This is a genomic window from Variovorax sp. PDC80 (assembly GCF_900115375.1).
Classification (GTDB): domain Bacteria; phylum Pseudomonadota; class Gammaproteobacteria; order Burkholderiales; family Burkholderiaceae_C; genus Variovorax.
In genome coordinates this window covers 63,145-84,963 of the sequence record NZ_FOWG01000016.1, presented here as the reverse complement: position 1 = coordinate 84,963, position 21,819 = coordinate 63,145, and the positions used below count along the sequence as shown (strand labels likewise).

General features: G+C 69.1%; 21 protein-coding genes. 8 read left to right on the top strand and 13 right to left on the bottom strand.

Translation table 11 applies throughout. The features are described 5' to 3' along the window. Positions 1 to 3 precede the first annotated feature (3 nt). From BM109_RS34675 to BM109_RS34650, 6 genes are all read right to left on the bottom strand, one after another. Positions 4 to 1,122: a 3-deoxy-7-phosphoheptulonate synthase gene (locus BM109_RS34675; RefSeq protein ID WP_093353424.1), complete on the bottom strand. Its 1,119-nt coding sequence runs from the start codon at positions 1,120 to 1,122 to the stop codon at positions 4 to 6. A 262-nt stretch (positions 1,123 to 1,384) separates the two neighbouring features. Further along, the gene (locus tag BM109_RS34670; protein ID WP_093353422.1) at positions 1,385 to 1,921 is read right to left on the bottom strand and encodes a hypothetical protein; all 537 of its coding nucleotides are present in this window, start codon (positions 1,919 to 1,921) and stop codon (positions 1,385 to 1,387) included. 80 nt (positions 1,922 to 2,001) lie between these two features. Then, positions 2,002 to 3,462 carry a metalloprotease TldD gene (gene tldD, locus BM109_RS34665; protein ID WP_093353419.1) on the bottom strand — a complete coding sequence of 487 codons (1,461 nt, stop codon included), beginning with the start codon at positions 3,460 to 3,462 and terminating at the stop codon, positions 2,002 to 2,004. Positions 3,463 to 3,570: 108 nt separating this feature from the next. Then, positions 3,571 to 4,725: a rod shape-determining protein RodA gene (gene rodA / locus BM109_RS34660; protein WP_093353417.1), complete on the bottom strand. Its 1,155-nt coding sequence runs from the start codon at positions 4,723 to 4,725 to the stop codon at positions 3,571 to 3,573. A gap of 32 nt (positions 4,726 to 4,757) precedes the next feature. Next, positions 4,758 to 6,620 carry a sensor histidine kinase gene (locus BM109_RS34655; RefSeq protein WP_256222973.1) on the bottom strand — a complete coding sequence of 621 codons (1,863 nt, stop codon included), beginning with the start codon at positions 6,618 to 6,620 and terminating at the stop codon, positions 4,758 to 4,760. Between the two features lie 12 nt (positions 6,621 to 6,632). Continuing rightward, positions 6,633 to 7,358, bottom strand: a complete 726-nt coding sequence (locus tag BM109_RS34650; RefSeq protein ID WP_093353415.1) for a response regulator — start codon at positions 7,356 to 7,358, stop codon at positions 6,633 to 6,635. A gap of 330 nt (positions 7,359 to 7,688) precedes the next feature. On the opposite strand from BM109_RS34650, the gene BM109_RS34645 reads away from it, so the two are divergent. From BM109_RS34645 to BM109_RS34625, 5 genes are all read left to right on the top strand, one after another. After that, complete coding sequence (locus tag BM109_RS34645) at positions 7,689 to 8,285, top strand: YqiA/YcfP family alpha/beta fold hydrolase (RefSeq protein ID WP_057591165.1); 597 nt, start codon at positions 7,689 to 7,691, stop codon at positions 8,283 to 8,285. A gap of 68 nt (positions 8,286 to 8,353) precedes the next feature. After that, positions 8,354 to 10,426 carry a ribonuclease catalytic domain-containing protein gene (locus BM109_RS34640; protein ID WP_093353412.1) on the top strand — a complete coding sequence of 691 codons (2,073 nt, stop codon included), beginning with the start codon at positions 8,354 to 8,356 and terminating at the stop codon, positions 10,424 to 10,426. Next, positions 10,423 to 11,274: an energy transducer TonB gene (locus tag BM109_RS34635; protein ID WP_093353410.1), complete on the top strand. Its 852-nt coding sequence runs from the start codon at positions 10,423 to 10,425 to the stop codon at positions 11,272 to 11,274. Before BM109_RS34640 ends, BM109_RS34635 begins: the two co-directional genes overlap by 4 nt. Positions 11,275 to 11,318: 44 nt before the next feature. Then, positions 11,319 to 12,173, top strand: coding sequence for a shikimate dehydrogenase (gene aroE, locus BM109_RS34630; protein WP_093353407.1), 855 nt, complete (start codon positions 11,319 to 11,321; stop codon positions 12,171 to 12,173). Positions 12,174 to 12,179: 6 nt separating this feature from the next. Beyond that, on the top strand, positions 12,180 to 12,923 hold the full coding sequence (locus BM109_RS34625; RefSeq protein ID WP_093353405.1) for a transglycosylase domain-containing protein: 744 nt from the start codon (positions 12,180 to 12,182) through the stop codon (positions 12,921 to 12,923). On the opposite strand, the gene BM109_RS34620 is transcribed toward BM109_RS34625, so the two are convergent. After that, the gene (locus BM109_RS34620; protein ID WP_093353695.1) at positions 12,868 to 13,296 is read right to left on the bottom strand and encodes a ribosomal maturation YjgA family protein; all 429 of its coding nucleotides are present in this window, start codon (positions 13,294 to 13,296) and stop codon (positions 12,868 to 12,870) included. The two genes, BM109_RS34625 and BM109_RS34620, sit on opposite strands and share 56 nt — an antisense overlap. Positions 13,297 to 13,303: 7 nt before the next feature. On the opposite strand from BM109_RS34620, the gene BM109_RS34615 reads away from it, so the two are divergent. The 3 genes from BM109_RS34615 to ruvC are packed head-to-tail and all read left to right on the top strand — an operon-like array spanning position 13,304 to position 15,710. Next, positions 13,304 to 14,158, top strand: a complete 855-nt coding sequence (locus tag BM109_RS34615; RefSeq protein WP_093353402.1) for a lysophospholipid acyltransferase family protein — start codon at positions 13,304 to 13,306, stop codon at positions 14,156 to 14,158. Between the two features lie 6 nt (positions 14,159 to 14,164). Beyond that, a complete protein-coding gene (locus tag BM109_RS34610; RefSeq protein ID WP_093353400.1) occupies positions 14,165 to 15,154 on the top strand; it encodes a phosphatidate cytidylyltransferase in 990 nt (329 codons plus the stop codon). Between the two features lie 7 nt (positions 15,155 to 15,161). After that, positions 15,162 to 15,710 (top strand): crossover junction endodeoxyribonuclease RuvC, encoded by a 549-nt coding sequence (gene ruvC, locus BM109_RS34605; protein ID WP_093353397.1) that lies wholly within the window; start codon positions 15,162 to 15,164, stop codon positions 15,708 to 15,710. A gap of 13 nt (positions 15,711 to 15,723) precedes the next feature. Here ruvC and BM109_RS34600 read toward each other — a convergent pair whose 3' ends face one another. The 6 genes from BM109_RS34600 to BM109_RS34580 form a co-directional block, all read right to left on the bottom strand. Beyond that, a complete protein-coding gene (locus BM109_RS34600) occupies positions 15,724 to 16,884 on the bottom strand; it encodes an acyltransferase family protein (RefSeq protein WP_093353394.1) in 1,161 nt (386 codons plus the stop codon). Between the two features lie 129 nt (positions 16,885 to 17,013). Next, positions 17,014 to 17,190, bottom strand: coding sequence for a hypothetical protein (locus tag BM109_RS41395; protein ID WP_172705536.1), 177 nt, complete (start codon positions 17,188 to 17,190; stop codon positions 17,014 to 17,016). Positions 17,191 to 17,215: 25 nt separating this feature from the next. Beyond that, positions 17,216 to 18,139, bottom strand: a complete 924-nt coding sequence (gene lpxC, locus BM109_RS34595) for a UDP-3-O-acyl-N-acetylglucosamine deacetylase (protein ID WP_093353392.1) — start codon at positions 18,137 to 18,139, stop codon at positions 17,216 to 17,218. Between the two features lie 261 nt (positions 18,140 to 18,400). Continuing rightward, positions 18,401 to 19,606, bottom strand: a complete 1,206-nt coding sequence (gene ftsZ / locus BM109_RS34590; RefSeq protein WP_093353389.1) for a cell division protein FtsZ — start codon at positions 19,604 to 19,606, stop codon at positions 18,401 to 18,403. Between the two features lie 169 nt (positions 19,607 to 19,775). Beyond that, positions 19,776 to 21,005, bottom strand: a complete 1,230-nt coding sequence (gene ftsA, locus BM109_RS34585) for a cell division protein FtsA (protein WP_093353387.1) — start codon at positions 21,003 to 21,005, stop codon at positions 19,776 to 19,778. 21 nt (positions 21,006 to 21,026) lie between these two features. Further along, positions 21,027 to 21,818: a cell division protein FtsQ/DivIB gene (locus BM109_RS34580; protein ID WP_093353385.1), complete on the bottom strand. Its 792-nt coding sequence runs from the start codon at positions 21,816 to 21,818 to the stop codon at positions 21,027 to 21,029. Position 21,819 lies beyond the last annotated feature (1 nt).

Genomic DNA, 21,819 nt, shown 5'->3' with positions numbered 1-21,819 from the left:
CGATCAGCCGCGGCGCTGCTTGACCGCCTGCGACAGCGTCTCGAGCACCTGGGTCGAATCGTCCCAGCCCAGGCAGGCGTCGGTGATGCTCTTGCCGTACTCGAGGCCCGCGATCTTGTCCTTGCCCGGCGTGAACTTCTGGGCGCCGGCCTGCAGATGGCTCTCGACCATCACGCCGAACACGCGGCGCGAACCGCCGGCGATCTGGTCGGCGATGTCCTTCGCGACGTCGATCTGCTTCTGGTGCTGCTTCGAGCTGTTGGCATGGCTGCAATCGACCATCAGCGTGGGCGGCAGCTTGGCCGCCTCGAGGTCCTTGCAGGCCGCCTCGACGCTGGCCGCATCGTAGTTGGGCGCCTTGCCGCCGCGCAGGATCACGTGGCAGTCGCGGTTGCCGTTGGTCTGCACGATCGCGACCTGGCCGTTCTTGTGCACCGAGAGGAAATGGTGGCCGCGCGCCGCGGCCTGGATGGCGTCGGTGGCGATGCGGATGTTGCCGTCGGTGCCGTTCTTGAAGCCGATCGGTGCCGACAGCCCCGAGGCCAGTTCGCGGTGCACCTGGCTCTCGGTGGTGCGCGCGCCGATCGCGCCCCAGGCGATCAGGTCGCCGATGTATTGCGGCGAGATCACGTCGAGGAACTCGCTGCCCGCCGGCAGGCCCAGGCGGTTGATGTCGATCAGCAGCTGGCGCGCGATGCGCAGGCCTTCGTCGATGCGGTAGCTCTCGTCGAGGTAGGGGTCGTTGATCAGGCCCTTCCAGCCGACCGTGGTGCGCGGCTTCTCGAAGTACACGCGCATCACGATCTCCAGCGTGTCGGCGTACTTCTCGCGCTCGACCTTGAGGCGGCGCGCGTAGTCGAGCGCGGCGGCCGGGTCGTGGATCGAGCAAGGCCCCATCACCACCAGCAGCCGGTCGTCCTTGCCGCCCATGATGTTGTGGATGTTGCGGCGCGTGCCCGTGATCAGCGTTTCGACCGGCGTGCCGCGAATCGGGAAGAAGCGGATCAGATGTTCGGGAGGGGGGAGCACGTTGATGTCCTTGATGCGTTCGTCGTCGGTCTTGCTGGTTTTTTCGACGCTCGCATACCAGCTCTCGCTGGCCGGGGCAGTGTTCGTGCTCATGAGGGTTCCTTGTTGGATTGAATATCGTCAGGGCATAAAAAAACCGCCGGGGCTGCTTGCGCCGGCGGTTCTGGGAGGGGTGCCTGTCTGCTTTACGCGCTCGCCTCTCGTCCGCCGGAAACCGGGAACCAAAAGTAGGCAAAGAAATAGGCGCGGAGAGCGGCGGACATGGGCGCGAATGTAGCACGGAAAAACAAAACCCGGCTTGGAGGCCGGGCGTTCGTTGTTTTGGCGCCGGGCGGGCCGGCGCCTCGGTGCGGGCTCAGCGGTAGCCCGACTCGTTGGCGTTATGGATGATCCAGATCAGGTTGCCGCTCGAGTAGTCGCCCATGCCGCCGCCCGCGAAGATCAGGCGGCCCTGGCCCTTGTAGGTCATCTCGAAGCGATGGCGGTCGCTGCCGAAATAGAACGGGATGAAGGCCTTGCCGGTCACGTAGGCGCCCTGGTCGGTGGGCTGGCCCGCGAGGTCGGTGACCTGCTTGGCGCTCATGCCGATCTGCAGCCGGGCGAACTTGCTGTTGCGCGCCGGGTTGCCGGTGATCTCGCCCTCGTAGCCGTTGAGGCCCTTGACGGTGCGGCCGCTGCCGGCCTCGACCTTGGACGAATCGACGACGTTGCCCTGGGCATCCATGCCGGCCCTGGAGCCGCTGCGCGCGGGGGCGGCCGGGGCAGCGGACGCCGCGGGCGCGGCCTCGCTCTGGCTGCCCGAACCGCCGCGCGATGCGCAGCCGGCGCTGGCCAGCGCGACCAGGGCGGTCATGGCCCAGAGGGCGGCGGGCGAGTGGATCCTGTTCCCCATTGAAATGCTCCTTGAATGCGTCGTTCGCAAAAGGGCGCAGCTTAGCAACGGGAGGAAACGCTCCGCAAGTGACGAAAGTCTTAAGCCGTTCCGCCTACAGTCAGCCCGTCGATGCGCAAGGTGGGCTGGCCGACGCCCACCGGCACGCTCTGGCCTTCCTTGCCGCAGGTGCCCACGCCCGAGTCGAGCGCCATGTCGTTGCCGATCATCTTCACGCGGGTCAGCGCGTCGGGGCCGTTGCCCACGATGGTCGCGCCCTTGACCGGGTACTGGATCTTGCCGTTCTCGACCCAGTAGGCCTCGCTGGCCGAGAACACGAACTTGCCGCTCGTGATGTCGACCTGCCCGCCGCCGAAGTTGACGGCGTACAGGCCCTTCTTGATGCTCGCCACGATCTCCTCGGGCACCTTGTCGCCGCCCAGCATGTAGGTGTTGGTCATGCGCGGCATCGGCACGTGGGCATAGCTCTCGCGGCGGCCGTTGCCGGTGGGCTTGACCTTCATCAGGCGCGCATTGAGCGCGTCCTGGATGTAGCCCTTGAGGATGCCGTCCTCGATCAGCACGTTGCGCTGGCTGGCGTTGCCCTCGTCGTCGACGTTGAGCGAGCCGCGGCGGTCGGCGATGGTGCCGTCGTCGAGCACGGTCACGCCCTTGGCGGCCACGCGCTCGCCGATGCGGCCCGAGAAGGCGCTCGAGCCCTTGCGGTTGAAGTCGCCCTCGAGGCCGTGGCCGATGGCCTCGTGCAGCAGGATGCCGGGCCAGCCCGGGCCGAGCACCACGGTCATCTCGCCCGCGGGCGCGGGACGCGACTCGAGGTTGGTCAGCGCCGACTTGACGGCATGGTCGACGTACTCGGCGATCTGCTCGTCGTCGAAGTAGGCCAGGCCGAAGCGTCCGCCGCCGCCGCCAGAACCCACCTCGCGGCGGCCGTTCTGCTCGGCGATGACCGTGACCGACAACCGCACCAGCGGCCGCACGTCGGCCGCCAGCGTGCCGTCGGCGCGCGCCACCAGTACCACGTCGTACTCGCTCGCGAGGCCGGCCATGACCTGCGACACGCGCGGATCGCGCGAACGGGCCAGCTGCTCGACCTTCTCGAGCAGCTTCACCTTGGCGGTGCTGTCGAGCGTGGCGATGGGATCGAGGCCGGCGTAGAGCGAGCGGCTCGAGGCGATCTTGCGCGGAACGGTCTTCACGCGGCCGGTGCGGCCCGCGGAGGAGATCGAGCGCACCGTGCGCGCCGCGTCGAGCAGCGAGGCCTCGGAGATGTCGTCGGAATAGGCGAAGGCCGTCTTCTCGCCGCTGACCGCGCGCACGCCGACGCCCTGGTCGATGCTGAAGCTGCCGGTCTTGACGATGCCTTCCTCGAGGCTCCAGCCCTCGCTGCGGGTGTACTGGAAGTACAGGTCGGCGTCGTCCACGCGGTGCGCGGTGATCTCGGCCAGGGCCTTGCTCAGGTGCGATTCGTCGAGGCCGAACGGCGTGAGCAGCAGTTGTTGCGCCGTGGCGAGGCGCTCGATGGTGGGTTCGCGAGAGATCATGAAGGATTATTGCTCGCCCCCAGGCTCCGCGCACTGCGTGCGCTCCTCCAACCCCCTACCGGGGGCAACACCAGCGGCCCGGCAAAGCCGGTTCCGCGGTGTTTCCCGCTACGACTGCGCCAGTTTTCGAGCTCGCGCGATCGACATCAGGATCCCCAGCCCCAACCCCAGCGTGACCATGGCCGTGCCGCCATAGCTGATGAAGGGCAGCGGCACCCCCACCACCGGCAGGATGCCGCTGACCATGCCCATGTTCACGAAGGCGTAGGTGAAGAAGATCATGGTCACCGCGCCCGCCAGCAGGCGCGAGAACAGCGTGGGGGCATTGAGCGCGATCGCCAGCCCGCGGAAGATCAGCAGGATGAAGGCCGAGATCAGCGCCAGGTTGCCCACCAGGCCGAATTCCTCGGAATAGGCGGCGAAGATGAAGTCGGTGGTGCGCTCGGGAATGAACTCGAGGTGCGTCTGCGTGCCCTGCATGAAGCCCTTGCCGCCGACGCCGCCCGAGCCGATGGCGATCATCCCCTGGATGATGTGGAAGCCCTTGCCCAGCGGGTCCTTGCTCGGGTCGAGCAGCGTGCACACGCGCTGCTTCTGGTAGTCGTGCAGCACGCGCCAGTCGACGCCGTCGGTGCACAGCTGCGATTCGAAGCTCACGATCAGCGTGATCGCCACGGCGCCCAGCAGCACCGGCGGCACGATCAGCTTCCAGGGCAGCCCGGCGAAGAAGATCACCGCCAGGCCGGCCGCCAGCACCAGCAGCGAGGTGCCGAGGTCGGGCTGCTTCATGATCAGGCCCACCGGCACCGCGAGCAGCACGGTCGCCACCACGAAGTCGAGCGGCCGCAGCTGCCCCTCGCGGCGCTGGAACCACCAGGCCAGCATCAGCGGCATGGCGATCTTCAGGATCTCGCTGGGCTGGATCACCATGCCCACGTTGATCCAGCGCGTGGCGCCCTTCTTGGTGATGCCGAACAGCGCCACCGCGATCAGCAGCGCCACCCCCGCCGCGTAGAGCGGCACGGCGGCCAGCATCAGCCGCTGCGGCGGCACCTGCGCCACCACGAACATGATGAAGCCGGCCAGCAGCATGTTGCGGCCATGGTCGAAGAAGCGGGTGCCGTGGTCGTAGCCCGAGGAGTACATCGTCAGCAGGCCCGCGAAGGCCAGCAGCAGCACGGCGAAGGCCAGAAAGCCGTCGAAGCCCTGGAAGATGGGCGCGACCCGGCGCGCCAGGGAGGGCTGATTGAACACGGCGGACATGGGCGCGGATTATCCGCGCCCGCTGCCTCCGCTCAATCGAAGACCAGTTGAACGACCGTGCGGCCCGGTCGGCTTTCGAGCGCCAGCCGGGCCCCGATGGCCCCCGCGCGCTCGGCCAGCGAGCGCGGCGGCTGGCTGGCGTCGAAGCCGCGCCCGTCGTCGATCACGCGCAGCGCCACCGCCGTGCCCTCCATGCACGCCTCCAGCCGCAGCACCCGCGCCCGGGCGTGCTGCAGCACGTTCGAGATCGCCTCGAACAGCAGGAACTGCAGCTGCCGCATGCCGTGCGCATCGAGGTGCGCCACCGGCGTCACCTCGTCCACCGCCCAGTCGAGCGCGATCTCGGCCGTGGCCAGCCGCGGCTCGAGCCGGTAGCGGAACGCCGCCAGCAGCGCGCCGACGTCGCCCGGCGGCAGGTGGATCGAGTCGATCGACAGCTTGAGCTGGTCCATCGAGTCGCGCAGCGTGCGCAGCAGCTCCTCGGAACTGGTCTGGCCCGACTGCAGCTGGCGAATGGCCGAGCTGATGTGCGAGCCCACGCCGTCGTGCATGTCGCGCAGGATGCGCTCGCGCTCGTGGGTGCGCGCCTGGTCGCGCGCCGCCCGTTCGAGCTCGGCATAGGTCGAGGCCAGCTCGCGCTCGCGCTGCGCCACCCGCTCGGCCAGGGTGCGGACCGCGCCGCGCGCCGCCACGCTGGCCGCGCGGAAGCGCCGCAGCACGATCAAGAGCAGCGCGATGCCGAAGAACACCGACGAATAGCGCACCCAGGTGGTTTCGCCATAGGCGTCGCTCAGGCGGATCACCAGCCAGTCGCGCACGCCGAAGGCCAGCGTGAGCAGGGCCGCGGCCGCCACCAGCAGCCGCTCGGCGCTGGGCCGCCGCGCCGTGGACCCGACGAAGGCGCCGACGAAGACCGCGATCACCACGATCTCGATCGCGAGCCAGCCGGTGAGCCAGATCGGCTCCTCGCGCTGCAGCGCGAGCGTGGTCGAGACCACGGTGCCCAGCACCACGGCCAGCAGCGGCCAGCGCAGCCAGCGCGTGTGCGCCGTGCGGCCCCAGTCGGCCAGGTGGTAGCAGAACATCATGGCCGAGGCCGCCCAGCCGGCATAGCAGGCCGCCATCAGCACGCCCCAGGGCACCCAGGGCAGCGGCGGCTCGGCGATCACGCCGTCGGCCACCCGGATCGCCCAGCAGAACTCGGCCAGCGCCGCCCACAGGTAGATGCCGTCGCGGCGCGGCTGCCCGGCCGTGGTCGCGTCGACCTGCGTGACCCATAGCGCCAGCGCGATGGCGCCGACGATCAGGCTGAAGGCCGTCAGCAGCACCGAGGCGGTGAAGCGCCAGGCGTAGGCCGGCTCGAACAGCCCGTTGCGCACCGGGTCGGCCGGGCCGATGAACACGGGCGACAGCCCGGCACGGCGCGCGCTGTCGGCGCGGATGCGGATCTGCAACTGGTTGCGGCCGGCCTTCAGCAACTCGCTGGGCACCGGCACGTAGATCGGCGCCTTGGCGTAGTCGGCGCCGTTGCCCTGCGAGAGGTCACCGTAGACCTGCAGCAGCGCGTCGTTGAGCTCCACCTCGAACACGTTGCCGGTGCGCGGAATGAAGATGCCCCAGGGCATGCTCGGCGCGGCCGCCAGCTCGAAGGGCAGGTCGAAGCTCGCGAAGCCGGAGCGGCCGCGGTGCTGCCGGTCCCAGTGGTAGGACAACTCGACCGGCTCGCTGCGCCGCACGCCGTCGACCTCGGTGGTGACCGTGCCGCGGCGCAGCTCGATCGGCGCGTCGGCGGCATGCGCCCATCCGGCCCACCCGCTCCAGAGGGCCAGGACGAGCAGCAGCAGCCACGGCGCGATCGGCATCGCGGGCAGCCGCCCGCGCAGGGTCCGGAGCACGGATGTCCCGTCTCAGCCAGAGCGCGACAGCAGCCCCAGTCGCGTGGCTTCGAACACGGCTTCGCTCTTGGAATGCACCGCGAGCTTGCCGTAGAGGTTCTTGATGTGGGTCTGCACCGTGTGCACGCTCAGGCCCTTGAGGCGCGCGATCTCGGCGTACGAGAAGCCGCGCGCGATCAAGGTCAGCACCTCGTGCTCGCGCGCCGACAGCAGCGCGCGCTCGCCCGCGTCGGGCGCGGCCTCCGGCTCGGCCGTGCCCGGCACGCTGGCCGACTGCAGGCTGCGGTACTTGGCGAGCACGCGGCGCGCGATCATGGGCGAGATCGGCGAGGCGCCGGCCTTCATCTCGACGATGGTCTGGGCGATGTCCTCGGGCGCGGCGTCCTTGTGGATATAGCCGACGGCGCCGGCCTCGATGCTCGCGAGCACGTTCTCCTCGTCACCGAACACCGACACCACCAGCGGCTCGCAGCCCGGAAAGCGCGCGACCGCGTCGCGGATCACGTCGAGGCCGGTGCCGTCGGGCATGCCGAGGTCGACCAGCAGGACGTCGGGAATGGTGGCGGTGCGCGCGAGCCAGCCCAGCGCCTCGTTCACCGTGCCGGCGCTACCGAGCCAGAACAGCTGCGGGCTGCGCTGCACGCTGGTCTCGAAGAAGGCGCGCGCGCGGCTGTCGTCCTCGACCACGAGCACGCCCCAGCGGCGGGACGTAGCGTCATGGGGGTCCTCGTTAGTCATGGGGCCGAAGCATAAGCCTGCGCACGCTGTCGCAGGTCCGCGAAGCCTCACCCTTTCATGGGATGTGCATCGCGCGCTTCGCCCACACACTCGAACCGTCTTCGAATTTGGTCGACCCCCGAAGCGCACGGCATGCGAACACGCGATGAATACTTTCGCGTTGTGCCCCGGCCGCGCCACGCAGGCATCGAGGACCTCCTCCCGTTCCGGGAAGCCCGCATCGCGGGGTTTTTGTCGCCTCGACGCCATCTGATGGGCACGGACCTCATGCAAAATTACCTGGACTTCGCAAGCAGCGCGCCATCGACGCGCTTTCCGTCGCCCCCCCGCATGGAACCACAAACCACCCATCTGCTGTACCTGCACGGCTTCCGTTCCTCGCCCCGTTCCACCAAGGCGCGCGCGGTGGCGGACCGGGTGGCGCAGCGGCATCCGAACCTGCACTGGTGGTGCCCGCAATTGCCGCCCTCGCCCAAGGATGCGATCGACATGGTGATGAAGGGCATCGCCGACTGGCCGCGCAAGTCGATGGCGGTGGTGGGTTCCTCGCTCGGCGGCTTCTACGCCACCTACGTCGCGGGCATGACGCGCTGCCGCGCCGTGCTGCTGAACCCGGCCGTCCATCCGGCGCGCGACCTCACGCTCTACATCGGCGACCAGAGCGCCTGGCACGACCCGGCCGAGCATTTCTATTTCCGCCCCGAGTACATCCACGAGCTGCGCGCCATGGAAGTCGGCTCGCTGACCCGCCCCGAGCGCGTGTTCGCGGTCATCGCCAAGGGCGACGAGGTGCTCGACTGGCACGAGATGTCGGCGCGCTACGCCGACAGCCGCGTCAAGCTGATCGAAGGCGGCGACCACGCCCTCTCCGACTTCAAGAAGAGCCACCTGGACGACGTGATGGCCTTCATCAACCCCGTTCCATAACGCGCCAATCGGGGGCCTGCGGCTCCCGCGCCACAGGCCCGCCCCGCCTGCATGGGAGAATCCGGCCCATGTTTGTATTGTTTGAAGAAGCCGGCAAATACCTCGGCGGGCGCGTGCTGTCGGAGGCGGAAGCCTCGGCGCAGGTCGAGCTCGAGACCGGCAAGCGCGTCAAGGTCAAGGGCGCCAACATCGTGCTGCGGTTCGAGAAGCCCTCGCCCGCCGAATTGATCGCCGAGGCGCGCGCGCTCGCGGCCGCCATGGACCTCGACCTGGCCTGGGAGTTCGCGGCCGAGGGCGAATTCGGCTTCGCCGACCTGGCGGCCGACTATTTCAGCGACAAGCCCTCGCTGGCGCAGCAGGCCGCGGCGCTGTTCGCGCTGTTCGAGGCGCCGCACTACTTCCGCCGCGCGGGCAAGGGGCGCTTCAAGAAGGCGCCGGCCGAGATCGTGCAGCAGGCGCTGGCCGCGATCGAGAAGAAGAAGGCGGTCCAGGCGCAGATCGTGGAATGGGCCGGCCAGCTCGCCGAGGGCGTGTGCCCCGCGCCGGTGCGCGAGCAGCTCTACCGCATCCTGTTCAAGCCCGACAAGAACGCGCCCGAATACAAGGCGGTGGTGGAAGCCTCGCGCGCCTCGCAGCGCGCGCCGCTCGAACTGCTCGAACGCGCGGGCGCGATCGACTCGCCCTACCAGTTCCACTGGCGCCGCTTCCTGTTCGAGAACTTCCCCAAGGGCACGGGCTTCCCCGCGCTCACGGCGCCCGCCATCGCCGACGAACTGCCGCTGGCCGAAGGTGTCGAGGCCTTCTCCATCGACGACTCGCAGACCACCGAGATCGACGACGCGCTCTCGGTGCAGGGCCTGGGCAGCGGCACGGTCACGGTCGGCATCCACATCGCCGCGCCGGGCCTTGCGCTCGCGCCCGGCAGCGCGATCGACCAGGTGGCACGCGCGCGCATGTCCACGGTCTACATGCCGGGCTACAAGATCACGATGCTGCCCGACGCGGTGGTCGACACCTACACGCTGCTCGAGGGCGCCGACCGCCCGGCCGTGTCGCTCTATGCGCGCTTCGACGAAGCCACGCTCGAACTGCAGTCCACCGAGACCAGGCTCGAGCGCGTGCCGATCGCTGCCAACCTGCGCCATGACCAGCTCGACCACGTGGTGACGCAGTCCTGGCTCGAGGACAGCTCGGTGATGCACGAGGACACGCCGGCCGCCGCCGCGCGCTTCCGCCCGCAGCTCTCGTTCCTGCACCGCCTCGCGCGCCAGCTGAAGGCGCAGCGCGAGGTCGTGCGCGGCAAGCCCGAGAACTTCAACCGGCCCGACTACAACTTCCGCCTGGTCGGCAACGACGGCGCCGAACCCACGGGTGCCGAGCAGGTGCAGATCACGACGCGCCAGCGCGGCGCGCCACTCGACCTGATCGTGTCCGAGGCCATGATCCTGGCCAACAGCAGCTGGGGCGGCTGGCTCGGCGAACTCGGCGTGCCCGGGCTCTACCGCAGCCAGGCCAGCCTCGCGCCCGGTATCAAGGTGCGCATGGGCACGCGCGCGCTGCCGCACGCGGGCCTGGGCGTGAAGAGCTATGCCTGGAGCACCTCGCCGCTGCGCCGCTACACCGACCTGGTGAACCAGTGGCAGATCATCGCGGCCGCGCGCCACGGCAAGACCGCCGCGCTGGCCGCGCCGTTCAAGCCCAAGGACGCCGACCTGTTCTCGATCCTCTCGGGCTTCGACGCGGCCTATGCGGCCTACAACGGCTACCAGGGCGGCATGGAACGCTTCTGGACGCTGAAGTACCTCGAGCAGCAGGGCATCACCGAGCTCGAGGCCACCGTCATCAAGGACCTGCCCAACGGCGCGCTGGTGCGCGCCGACGCGCTGCCGCTGGTGTTCCCGGTGGCCGGCCAGCAGGAACGCGGCGCGCGTCTGCGCGTGAAGCTCGGCGAGATCGACGAGATCGCGCTCGACGTCAGCGGCACCGTGCTCGAGCGCCTCGATGCGCCCGCGGCCGGCGCGGTGGACGACGTCGAGGACGAGGAAGAGGTGGTCGCCGGCCCGATCGCGATCGCGGTCGACCTGGCCGATGGCGATGCCGCCCCCGACACGGGAGCGGCCGTGGAGAACGCGCCCGCATGAACCTCAAGGATCTGAGCACCCTGCAGATTGCGCTGGGTGTGTCCGTCATCGCGCATGCCGCGCTGCTGGCGGTGCGTTTCGTCGACCCCGAGGCCTTCAACCGCGCGTTCACCGAGACGCCGCTCGAAGTGATCCTCGTCAACTCGAAGACCAACGAAGCGCCGGATCCCCAGGCCCGTGTGATGGCCCAGACCTCGCTCGCCGGCGGCGGCGACCTCGAGCGCGGCCGCGCCACCAGCCCGCTGCCGCCCTCCTCCTTCAGCGCGGTCGGCGATTCCGCCGAGGAGGCGCAGCGCCAGGTCGACCTGATGCAGCAGCAGCAGATGCAGCTGCTGACCCAGCTCAAGCGCGATCTCGCGGCCATGCCGCCGCCCGATCCGCGCGTGAGCGGCGACCCCAAGGAAGCCACCGCGCGCGAGGAGAAACGCCGCCAGATGGTCGAGCTGCTGGCCGAGATCGAGCGCCGCGTGAACGAGGAGAACGCGCGCCCCAAGAAGCGCTACCTGAGCCCGTCGACGCGCGAGGCCGCCTATGCGCTGTACGTCGATTCGCTGCGCCGGCGCATCGAGGTGCGCGGCACCGAGAACTTCCCGACCGCGGCCGGCAAGAAGCTCTACGGCGAACTCAAGATGACGATCACCATCAACCACGACGGCAGCCTGCTCGACACCGTGATCGACGAGAGCTCGGGCAACACCACGCTCGACCGCCGCGCCCAGGCCATCGTGCGCAGCATCGGCAGCTTCGGCAAGTTCACCGACGCGATGCGCCGCCAGACCGACCAGATCGTGATCCAGTCGCGCTTCCGCTTCACGCGCGACGAGACCATCGAGCTGTCGTCGCAGTAGCCGCGACGGCCCGCCGAAGAAAAAAAAGCCAGGAGACCCGCGCCATGGATCTGTACTGCGTGATGGGCAACCCGGTCGAGCACAGCCGCTCGCCGTGGATCCACGCCCGCTTCGCCGAGCTCTGCCACCAGCCGATCGCCTACGAGCGCCGGCTGGTCGCGCTCGGCGCCTTCGCCGAGGGCATCGCCGCCTTCCGGCGCGAGGCCGCCGAACGCGGCGACCACGCGGGCGGCTGCAACGTCACCGTGCCCTTCAAGTTCGACGCCGCCAGCATCGCGCAGCACACCAGCGAGCGCGCCACGCTGGCGGGCGCGGTCAACACGCTGCGCTTCGCGGCCGATGGCGACATCCATGCCGACAACACCGACGGCATCGGCCTGGTCAACGACATCGAGCGCAATGCGCGCGTGCCGCTGGCCGCCAAGTCGCTGCTGCTGATCGGCGCCGGCGGCGCCGCGGCCGGCGTGCTCGGGCCGCTGCTCGACGCGGGTGCGGCGCGCGTGGTGGTGGCCAACCGCACGGTCGACAAGGCCGTGTCGCTGGTGCGCCGGCATGCGGCGCTCGCGCTGGCCCACGGCGCCTCGCTCGAGGCCTGGGCGCTCGACGCGGTGCCGGGCGACTTCGACCTCGTGGTCAATGCCACCGCCTCCAGCCTCGCGGGCGACGCGGTGCCGGTCGGCGCGCAGGTGCTGCGCCCGGACGCACTGGCGGTCGACATGATGTACGGCCCCGCGGCCGCGGGCTTCCTGCAATGGGCGCGGGCCCACGGCGCCGTGGCGCGCGACGGCCTCGGCATGCTGGTCGAGCAGGCCGCCGAATCCTTCGAGATCTGGCGCGGCGTGCGTCCGCCTTCGGCCCAGGTGCTCGACGAGCTGCGTGCGCGGCTCGCCGCCGCCTGAAGCACCATGAAAGCCGCGCTGCGCTGGATCGCCTGCCTGCTGCTGGCCGGCCTCGCGCTCGAACTGTTCTTCGTCGTGCGCATCGCGGCCATGGCGGTCATCGATCCGCAGAGCACCGCCTTCCAGCGTTCCGAGGCCTGGCAGATCGCCATCCACAAGGGCAGCGAGGGCGCCTGGCGCCAGGAGTGGGTGCCCTATGCGCAGATCAACGACAGCCTCAAGCGCGCGGTGATCGCGAGCGAGGACGCCAGCTTCATCGACCACGACGGCGTGGAATGGGAAGCCATCGAGCGCGCGCGCCAGCGCAATGCGCGCGCCGAGGAACTGGCCGCCAAGCGCATGGCACGCGCGGCCGCGCGCGGCAAGACGGTGCAGGCGGCACCGTTGCGCGGCGGCTCCACCATCACGCAGCAGCTCGCGAAGAACCTGCTGCTGTCGGGCGAACGCACCATGCTGCGCAAGGGCCAGGAGCTGGTGCTCGCCGTGCTGCTCGAGACGCTGCTCGACAAGCGGCGCATCCTCGAGATCTACCTCAACAGCGTCGAATGGGGCGAAGGCGTGTTCGGCGCGGAGGCGGCCGCGCAGTACTACTTCAAGAAGCCGGCCGCGCGCCTGAGTTCGTACGAAGCGGCGCGCCTCGCGGTGATGCTGCCGAGCCCGAAGTTCTACGAGCGCCGACCCAACTCGCCCTACCTCAACGGACGGGCATCGACGATCGTGGCGCGGATGCCTTCGGCCGACCTGCCCTGAACAGGGCCTCGCCCGCGAGCACCGCCGCGAAGCCGATCGCATAGGCCAGCACGTCCCACCAGTCGGCCGTGCTGCCGAGCACGATGCGCAGCGCGCGATTGGGAATGTGCAGCTGCCACGCGGCCGCCAGGTACTGGCCCAGTTCCACCAGCAGCCCCACGCCGAAAGCAGCGAGCGCCAGCGGCAGCACGCGCGCCTCGATGAAGGCCTTGAACACCAGGTAGACCCAGACCACGGCCAGCACGTCGCCGAGGAAGCTGCGCACCCAGCCCCAGCGCGCGCCCACGGTCGCGAGCAGTGCCAGCAGCACGAACAGGGCCGCGGCCCCGGCCAGGGAAAGAGGAGCAAGACGCCATCGCATGCCCCGTATCATCGCCTCCATGCTGGCGAAGCTCGTGGGATGGTTGCTGTTGGGCGTGGTGCGATTGCTCACCGGTGCCCAGGCACGCTGGTACGGCTGCCCGCCGAAGGCCGAGCAGCGCATCTATTTCGCCAACCACCAGAGCCATGCCGACCTGGTGATGATCTGGGCCGCGCTGCCCGAGGAGCTGCGCAGCATCACGCGGCCGATCGCAGCGCGCGACTACTGGGCCAACACGCCGGTCAAGCGCTGGATCACGACCGAGGTGTTCAACGCGGTGTACGTGGAGCGGCAGGCGGCCGCCGGTTCGCCGCCCGCACCTGTCGTGCCGGTCGCGGCCGAGACGCCCGTGCAGCCTGTCGCGGCGCCCGCCGCCGCCGAACGCATCGAGCCATCGATGGAGCCGCTGCTGCCGCGCTCCGCGCCCGTTGACACGGCGCCGGCCCGCAAGGAGATCCAGGGCGAACTCGACCTGCCCGCGCAACCGGTCTCCGCCCCCGAAGCGCCAACCGCGCCACCTGCGCCGCCCATGCCCCCAGCAGCCCGCGAGGCCGACCCGCTCGCCCCGCTGATCGACGCGCTGCGCAGCGGCGACTCGATCATCATCTTCCCCGAGGGCACGCGCGGCCACACGGGCGAACCGCAGAAGTTCAAGTCGGGCCTCTATGCGCTCGCCACCCAGTTCCCCGAGGTGGTGTTGGTGCCGGCCTGGATCGACAACGTGCAGCGCGTGATGCCCAAGGGCGAGATCGTGCCGGTGCCGATCCTCTGCTCCGTCACCTTCGGCGCGCCGATCCGCGTCGAGGCCGGCGAGGAGCGGCGCCCTTTCCTCGACCGCGCGCGTGCCGCCGTGATCGCCTTGCGCGACGTTTGAAGAAGAATGAACCAGTTCCTGCGCAGCCTCAGCCCCACGCAGCAGGTCGCGGCGCTGTTCCTGATCGTCTTCGGCGTGCTCGTGATCGTGAGCACCGCCGCCTTCTTCCTGAGCTTCAGGGAGCGGCGCAACCCGGTGCACGACGCCGCCTGGCAGGCCGAGCTCGCGCACTTCCGCAAGCTGCTGGGCACCACCTGGTTCATGGCCGTGATCTTCTGGATCGGCTGGGCGCTCGGCGAGACCGTGGCCACGGTGCTGTTCGCGCTGATCGCCTTCTTCGCGCTGCGCGAGTTCATCACCCTCTCGCCGACGCGGCGCGGCGACCACCGCAGCCTGATCCTCGCCTTCTTCGTCGTGCTGCCGGTGCAGTTCTGGCTCGTGGCCACCGCGCGCTTCGACCTGTTCACCGTGTTCATCCCGGTCTACGTGTTCCTCGCGATCCCGGTGGCCAGCGCGCTGGCCGACGACCCGAGCCATTTCCTCGAGCGCAATGCCAAGCTGCAGTGGGGGATCATGGTCTGCGTCTACGGCATGAGCCACGTGCCCGCGCTGCTGCTGCTGAGCTTTCCGGGCTACGAGGGCAAGAGCGCCTTCCTGGTGTTCTTCCTGGTCTTCGTGGTCCAGACCTCGGTGCTGGTGCAGCACCTGATCTCGCGCCGCAGCCAGCGCGCGCCCTTCGCGCCCAACGTGAGCCGCAGCTTCAACTGGACCAGCTGGGGCATCGGCATCGCCGTGGCCAGCCTGGTGGGCGCCCTGTTCTCCTTCATCACGCCCTTCAAGTTCGGCCAGGCGCTCGCGGTCTCGGTCATCGCCTGCATCGCGGGCTCGATGGGCCACCTCGTGATGAAGGCGCTCAAGCGCGACCGCGGCATTCCCAACTGGGGCCAGAAGGGCGTGGGCGTCACGGGTGCCAACGGCCTGCTCGATCGCGTCGATGCGCTGTGCTTCGCGGCGCCGATCTTCTTCCATTCCGTGCGCTGGTACTTCGGGGCCTAGAGAACATATGCGCATCCTGGGCATCGACCCCGGCCTCAACACCACCGGCTTCGGCATCGTCGACGTCGACGGCCATGCGCTGCGCTACGTGGCCAGCGGCACCATCAGCACGCGCAGCGTCACCAGCGGCAGCCTGCCGCAGCGCCTCAAGGTGCTGTTCGACGGCATCGCCGAGATCACCGAGCGCTACCGGCCCGACGCCTCGGCGGTCGAGATCGTGTTCGTCAACGTCAATCCGCAGTCCACGCTGCTGCTGGGCCAGGCGCGCGGCGCCTGCGTGACCGCGCTGGTCACCAGCGACCTGCCGGTGGCCGAGTACACCGCGCTGCAGATGAAGAAGGCGGTGGCGGGCCATGGCCAGGCGGCCAAGGCGCAGGTGCAGGAGATGGTGAAGCGCCTGCTCGACCTGCCGGGCCTGCCCGGCAGCGACGCGGCCGACGCGCTGGGCATCGCGATCACGCATGCGCAGGTCGGGCGTTCGCTGGCGCGGCTGGCGGAAGCCGCCACGCTGACGACCTCGACGACCGGACGCTACCGCCAGGGCCGCTCGCGCTGAAGCGCCGGCGCGCTCAGGAAGCGATGACGCGCATGCCGCGGCGGTTGCGATGGCCGCGTTCGCCGCGCGCATGCTGCGGCGGACGCCGGACCAGCAGCGGCACCTCCACCAGCCGGTACGACAACTCGGCCAGCACGGCGGTGGCCAGGCAGGCCAGCAGCACGCCCTCGCGCGGCTGCAGCACGCCGTCGAGCATCAGCCGGCGCGCGAACTCCATCACCGACAGGTGGACGACGTACATGCCGTACGAACGCTGGCTGGCCCAGCGCACCGGCGCCTCCATGCCCCGGCCCGGCTGCCGCATCCGCACGACGGCCGGAAAGCACAGCGCGAAGCCCGTCGAGGTCAGGCTGAAGAAGCCCGCGCGCCACGACGCGCTCTGGTAGGAGGCCGGCTCCAGGCTGCTCAGCACCGAGGCGCCGACCAGCGCAAGGCCCAGCGCCAGCATCGGCTGCGCGAGCGCATCGCAGGCCCGGCGCCGGCTGCGCATCAGCCAAGCCATGGCCACGCCATAGGCGATCGCGTCGAGGCGCAGCAGCACGACCTTGCGAATCCGCGCGTCCCAGTCGGCGGCGACCGCGTCGTCGGCGATCCAGCGCGCCAGCAGGGGCAGCACGATGAAGAGCGCGCAGCTGATCCCGAGGGCCCGCGAGGCGCGCATGACGCCGGCCAGCGCGATCAGCAGGGTGGCGAACAGCAGGTAGAACCACTCCTCGACCATCAGCGACCACGAGACGTCGAACCAGGCGCTGGTCATGGGCCAGGCCAGGTTCTGCGTGAAGCTCAGGAAGAACCAGGGCCATCGCGTGGCACCGGCCCAGGTCCCGCACAGCAGCAGCACGCCGAGCCACAGGTAGTACAGCGGGACCGTGCGCATCCAGCGCCGCACCAGAAAGGTCCACAGCGCCCGCGGGCCGGCGCCCTGCTCGAGGATGTCCAGCAGCAGGCCGCCGATGAGGAAGCCGCTGAGGACGAAGAAGAGTTCGACGCCCAGAGTGCCCAGGACGCCGGCCAGCGCCGAGCGACCGCCCCAGAACACCAGTTGCAGATGGCTGACGAGCACACCGCCAATGGCCAGTGCCCGCAAGAGGTCCAGTCCGAAGATCCGCCCCGCCACCCTTTCTTCCTGCGGCTTGGCCACGCCGCAGACGCCACCCTGTTGCGATGGATTCATCCGTCCCTCCCCGATCAAATTTTTTCGGGGCGGATATTACAAAAGGAATTCTTAATGAAATCTCCTCCGGACGGAGGAGCGTAGATCGCCATCCACGCGGCGAAGGGGGGCCGGCGGCGCCGGTCCGGATCAGGCCACGCGCTCGGCGATCAGCACCGCGAAGAAGCCGCAGGCCGCGAGCAAGGTCCACTTGAGCACGATCCAGCCGAAGCGCCGGTACTTGGGTTGGCCGGTGCCGGCATAGAACGCGAACGAGACGCCGGCCATCAGCAGGAGGAACAGCAGGGCCCAGCGAAAGAGGAGCATGCGAGGTGGATCGGCCGCGGCTCGCCTACCAGGCGCGAGCGACTTCGTTGAAGCCGCGCGGCGCGCGCTTCTCGTCCGCGAAGGTCACGATCTCGTAGGCGTCGTCGTGCGCGAGCAGTTCGCGCAGCAGCTTGTTGTTGAGCGCATGGCCCGAACGGAACGCGGTGTAGGCCGCGAGCAGCGGCTTGCCGATGATGTAGAGGTCGCCCATCGCGTCGAGGATCTTGTGCTTCACGAACTCGTCGTCGTAGCGCAGGCCGCCGGCATTGAGCACCTTGGTGTCGTCCATCACCACGGCGTTGTCGAGGCCGCCGCCGAGCGCGAGGCCCCGGGTGCGCATGTACTCGACGTCTTTCGTGAAGCCGAAGGTGCGCGCGCGCGCGATGTCGCGGCTGTACGAATCGCTGCCGAGATCGAACTCCACACGCTGGCCCGTGGAATTGACCACGCGGTGGTCGAAGTCGATCTCGAAGCTGAGCTTGTAGCCGTGGTACGGCTCGAGGCTGGCCCATTTCTCGTTGGCGCCGTCGCCCTCGCGCACCTCGACCTTGCGCAGCACGCGGATGAAGCGCCGCGGCGCCTTCTGGAACTCGATGCCCGCGCTTTGCAGCAGGAACACGAAGGACGAGGCCGAGCCATCGAGGATCGGTACCTCGTCGGCGGTGATGTCGATGTAGAGGTTGTCGATGCCCAGGCCGGCACAGGCCGACATCAGGTGTTCGACGGTCTGGACCTTGGCGCCGCCGGTGGAGACGGTCGAGGCCAGCCGGGTGTCGGTGACCGCCTCGGCGGTCATGCGGATCTCGGCGGGTTCGGGCAGATCGACGCGGCGGAACACGATGCCCGTGTCGGCCGGGGCGGGACGCAGCGTGAGTTCCACGCGCTGCCCGCTGTGAAGCCCCACGCCCACGGCGCGGCTGATCGACTTGAGGGTTCGTTGTTGCAGCACGCCTGCGATTTTAGGCGCGCGACGTGCGTGGCGCGCCAATCCCCTGGCTATTACACCCATAGGCATCGTTCGATCGGCATAGCCGGGCTCACTCCGCAAATGGACGCAAAGGGATGAAGAAAACGCGCCTGATACAGGCGGGAAGGCTTTATCTGGGCCTCCTCCTGCGCCTCTTGCGAGTTCTTCAAACCCTCTGCGTCCGGTCGGGCCCGCCGCGCGGCATCTCTTTCGAAATACCCGCGACGGGCCCTGGTCCGGTTCTCAATCGGCCTGGCGACGCAGGAAGGCCGGGATCTCGAAGTCGTCCATGCCGCCCGAGGACAGCGCATCGACCTTCGCGGCCGCCATCGTGCGGTTGGTGCGCCACACGCTGGGCACGGCCATGCCTTCGTAGTTGGGCTGGTGGCCGCCACCGCCGTGGCCGGTGCCCATCGAGGGCACGTTGAACGGGATGTTGTCGGTGCCGGTGCGGATCACCTCGAGCGTCGGTGCCTGGCGGCGCGCGTCGGCGCGCGACAGGCCGGTGGCGACCACGGTCACGCGCATCTCGTCGCCAAGGGCGTCGTCGTAGGCCGCACCGTAGATCACGTGCGCGTCGGGCGAGGCGTAGGCGCGGATGGTGTTCATCGCGAGCTTCGACTCGTTGAGCTTCAGCGAATTCTTCGATGCAGTCACCAGCACCAGCACGCCCTTGGCGCCCGAGAGGTCGATGCCTTCGAGCAGCGGGCAGGCCACGGCCTGCTCGGCCGCGATGCGCGCGCGGTCGGGACCCGAGGACACGGCCGTGCCCATCATCGCCTTGCCCGGCTCGCCCATCACGGTGCGCACGTCCTCGAAGTCGACGTTCACGCCGCCGTACTCGTTGATGATTTCCGAGATCCCGCCCACGGCGTTCTTCAGCACGTCGTTGGCCTGCGCGAAGGCTTCTTCCTGGGTGATGTCCTCGCCCAGCACGTCGAGCAGCTTCTCGTTGAGCACCACGATCAGCGAGTCGACGTTGGCCTCGAGCTCGGCCAGGCCGGCTTCGGCGTTGGTCATGCGGCGGCCGCCTTCCCAGTCGAAGGGCTTGGTCACCACGCCCACGGTGAGGATGCCCATTTCCTTCGCCACGCGCGCGATCACCGGCGCGGCGCCGGTGCCGGTGCCGCCGCCCATGCCGGCCGTGATGAACAGCATGTGGGCGCCGTCGATGGCCGCACGGATCTCGTCCACGGCGGCTTCGGCCGCTTCACGGCCCTTCTCGGGCTTGCTGCCGGCGCCCAGGCCGCTCAGGCCGAGCTGGATGTTGCGCTGCGCGCTGCTGCGCTGCAGGGCCTGCGCGTCGGTGTTCGCGCAGACGAACTGCACGCCCTGCACGCCGCGTTCCATCATGTGCGCGACCGCGTTGCCGCCGCCACCGCCGACACCGATCACCTTGATCTGCGTGCCCTGGTTGAACTCTTCGACTTCGATCATTTCGATGGTCATCTTCTACTCCTTGAATCTTGCAGTTGCCGTTGTCTATGAATGAATCTTTTTTGGGATACCCGACGAGAACGAATTCATCGTCGTGATGGTGGACCTGTTCGTCGCCATCGCTCGTTGAAATGCAAGGGTGGGCTGCCGCGCGCAAGCCAGAGTGGGGAGTGGCTCATGGTCAGAAGTTCCCCACGATGAAGTCCTTGAAACGTCCGAACGCGGTTTTTACCGACCCGTTCTTCTGTGCCACCTTGAAGCCGCGCATGCGTGCGAAGCGGGCCTCCTCGAGCAGGCCCATCACGGTGGCCGCGCGCGGCTGCGCGACCATGTCCGACAGCGCGCTCGAATACTTCGGGATGCCGCGGCGCACGGGCTTGAGGAAGATGTCCTCGCCGAGCTCGACCATGCCGGGCATCACCGCGCTGCCGCCGGTGAGCACCACGCCCGAGGAGAGCACCTCCTCGTAGCCCGACTCGCGCACCACCTGCTGCACCAGCGAGAAGATCTCCTCGATGCGCGGCTCGATCACGCCGGCCAGCGCCTGCTTGCTCAGCATGCGCGGACCGCGGTCGCCGAGGCCGGGCACCTCGACCTGCGTGTCGGGATCGGCCAGCAGCTGCTTGGCGAAGCCGTTCTCGACCTTGATGTCTTCCGCGTCCTTGGTCGGCGTGCGCAGCGCCATCGCGATGTCGCTGGTGATCAGGTCGCCCGCGATCGGGATCACCGCCGTGTGGCGGATCGCGCCGTTGGTGAAGATCGCGACGTCGGTGGTGCCGGCGCCGATGTCCACCAGCACCACGCCGAGCTCGCGCTCGTCCTCGGTCAGCACCGCCTGGCTCGAGGCCAGCGGGTTCAGCATCAGCTGGTCGACCTCGAGGCCGCAGCGGCGCACGCACTTGATGATGTTCTCGGCCGCGCTCTGCGCGCCGGTCACGATGTGCACCTTGGCCTCGAGCCGCATGCCGCTCATGCCGATCGGCTCCTTCACGTCCTGGCCATCGATCACGAACTCCTGCGGCTCCACCAGCAGCAGGCGCTGGTCGCTCGAGATGTTGATGGCACGCGCGGTCTCGACCACGCGCGCCACGTCGGCCGGCGTCACTTCCTTGTCCTTCACCGCCACCATGCCGCTGGAGTTGATGCCGCGGATGTGGCTGCCGGTGATGCCGGTGTAGACGCGGCCGATCTTGCAGTCGGCCATCAGCTCGGCTTCCTTGAGCGCCTGCTGGATGCTCTGCACGGTCGCGTCGATGTTCACCACCACGCCGCGCTTGAGGCCATTGCTCGGCGCGATGCCGAGCCCCGCGAGCTTGAGCTCGCCGCCGGGCAGCACCTCGGCCACGACCACCATCACCTTCGCGGTGCCGATGTCGAGGCCGACAACCAGGTCTTTGTATTCTTTGGGCATCGATATGTCCTCGGTATTCGTCTATTTCTTCTTGGGCGTCTTGGGGTCGGTCACCACGGTGGTGACGCCGCGCAACCGCAACGCATAGGCGTCGTTGTGGCGCAGGTCGGCGCCCTCGACGTCCTCCATGGTCCGGCGGTACTGCCCCGCGACCTGCGTCACGGTCTTCAGGAAGCGCTGCAGCCGCGCCGCCACCTCCTCGCCCTGACCCCGGCCCAGTTCGATCGTGGCGCCGCTGTCGAGCTGCGCGCGCCAGCTGCCCCGGCTCGACAGCGTGAGCGCGTCGAGTTCGAGGTCGTAGGGCGCGAACATCGGCTGCAGCACGCGGTACATGCCCAGCACCTGTCCGGCCTGCTCGATCGGGCCGTCGAGTCGCGGCAGCTTGTCGTCGACCTCCGCCACGTTGGCCTCGAACACATCGCCGAAGCCATTGATCAGCTTGGAGCTGGCTTCGTCGCCCCAGTTGGCCACCGGCACCTGCTCGGTCAGCGTCACGCGCAGCTTGTTCGGGAACTCGCGCCGCACCACCGCGCTGCGCACCCACGGCACCGACTCGAAGGCGGTGCGCGCGCGCGCGAGGTCGACGGTGAAGAAGTTGCCGTTGAGCTGCGGCGCCACGTTGGCACGCAGGGTGACGGCGTTGTTGTGCGTCACCTCGCCGTCGACCTTGATGCCCGCGATCGGAAAGAAAGGCTGGCGCAGCACCCACCAGGCGCCCGCGGCGAGCAGCATCAGGCCCACCGCCACGAATGCGAGGTTCGCGACGATGTTCATGAGCTTGACGTCGAAGGGCGTGGGGATGCTGTCGGCCATC

Coding starts and splice junctions, on each gene's coding strand:
- BM109_RS34675 (WP_093353424.1), bottom strand. CDS start 1,122: ATGAGCACGAACACTGCCCCGGCCAGCGAGAGCTGGTATGCGAGCGTC.
- BM109_RS34670 (WP_093353422.1), bottom strand. CDS start 1,921: ATGGGGAACAGGATCCACTCGCCCGCCGCCCTCTGGGCCATGACCGCC.
- tldD (WP_093353419.1), bottom strand. CDS start 3,462: ATGATCTCTCGCGAACCCACCATCGAGCGCCTCGCCACGGCGCAACAA.
- rodA (WP_093353417.1), bottom strand. CDS start 4,725: ATGTCCGCCGTGTTCAATCAGCCCTCCCTGGCGCGCCGGGTCGCGCCC.
- BM109_RS34650 (WP_093353415.1), bottom strand. CDS start 7,358: ATGACTAACGAGGACCCCCATGACGCTACGTCCCGCCGCTGGGGCGTG.
- BM109_RS34645 (WP_057591165.1), top strand. CDS start 7,689: ATGGAACCACAAACCACCCATCTGCTGTACCTGCACGGCTTCCGTTCC.
- BM109_RS34640 (WP_093353412.1), top strand. CDS start 8,354: ATGTTTGTATTGTTTGAAGAAGCCGGCAAATACCTCGGCGGGCGCGTG.
- BM109_RS34635 (WP_093353410.1), top strand. CDS start 10,423: ATGAACCTCAAGGATCTGAGCACCCTGCAGATTGCGCTGGGTGTGTCC.
- aroE (WP_093353407.1), top strand. CDS start 11,319: ATGGATCTGTACTGCGTGATGGGCAACCCGGTCGAGCACAGCCGCTCG.
- BM109_RS34625 (WP_093353405.1), top strand. CDS start 12,180: ATGAAAGCCGCGCTGCGCTGGATCGCCTGCCTGCTGCTGGCCGGCCTC.
- BM109_RS34620 (WP_093353695.1), bottom strand. CDS start 13,296: ATGATACGGGGCATGCGATGGCGTCTTGCTCCTCTTTCCCTGGCCGGG.
- BM109_RS34615 (WP_093353402.1), top strand. CDS start 13,304: ATGCTGGCGAAGCTCGTGGGATGGTTGCTGTTGGGCGTGGTGCGATTG.
- BM109_RS34610 (WP_093353400.1), top strand. CDS start 14,165: ATGAACCAGTTCCTGCGCAGCCTCAGCCCCACGCAGCAGGTCGCGGCG.
- ruvC (WP_093353397.1), top strand. CDS start 15,162: ATGCGCATCCTGGGCATCGACCCCGGCCTCAACACCACCGGCTTCGGC.
- BM109_RS34600 (WP_093353394.1), bottom strand. CDS start 16,884: ATGAATCCATCGCAACAGGGTGGCGTCTGCGGCGTGGCCAAGCCGCAG.
- BM109_RS41395 (WP_172705536.1), bottom strand. CDS start 17,190: ATGCTCCTCTTTCGCTGGGCCCTGCTGTTCCTCCTGCTGATGGCCGGC.
- ftsZ (WP_093353389.1), bottom strand. CDS start 19,606: ATGACCATCGAAATGATCGAAGTCGAAGAGTTCAACCAGGGCACGCAG.
- ftsA (WP_093353387.1), bottom strand. CDS start 21,005: ATGCCCAAAGAATACAAAGACCTGGTTGTCGGCCTCGACATCGGCACC.
- BM109_RS34580 (WP_093353385.1), bottom strand. CDS start 21,818: ATGGCCGACAGCATCCCCACGCCCTTCGACGTCAAGCTCATGAACATC.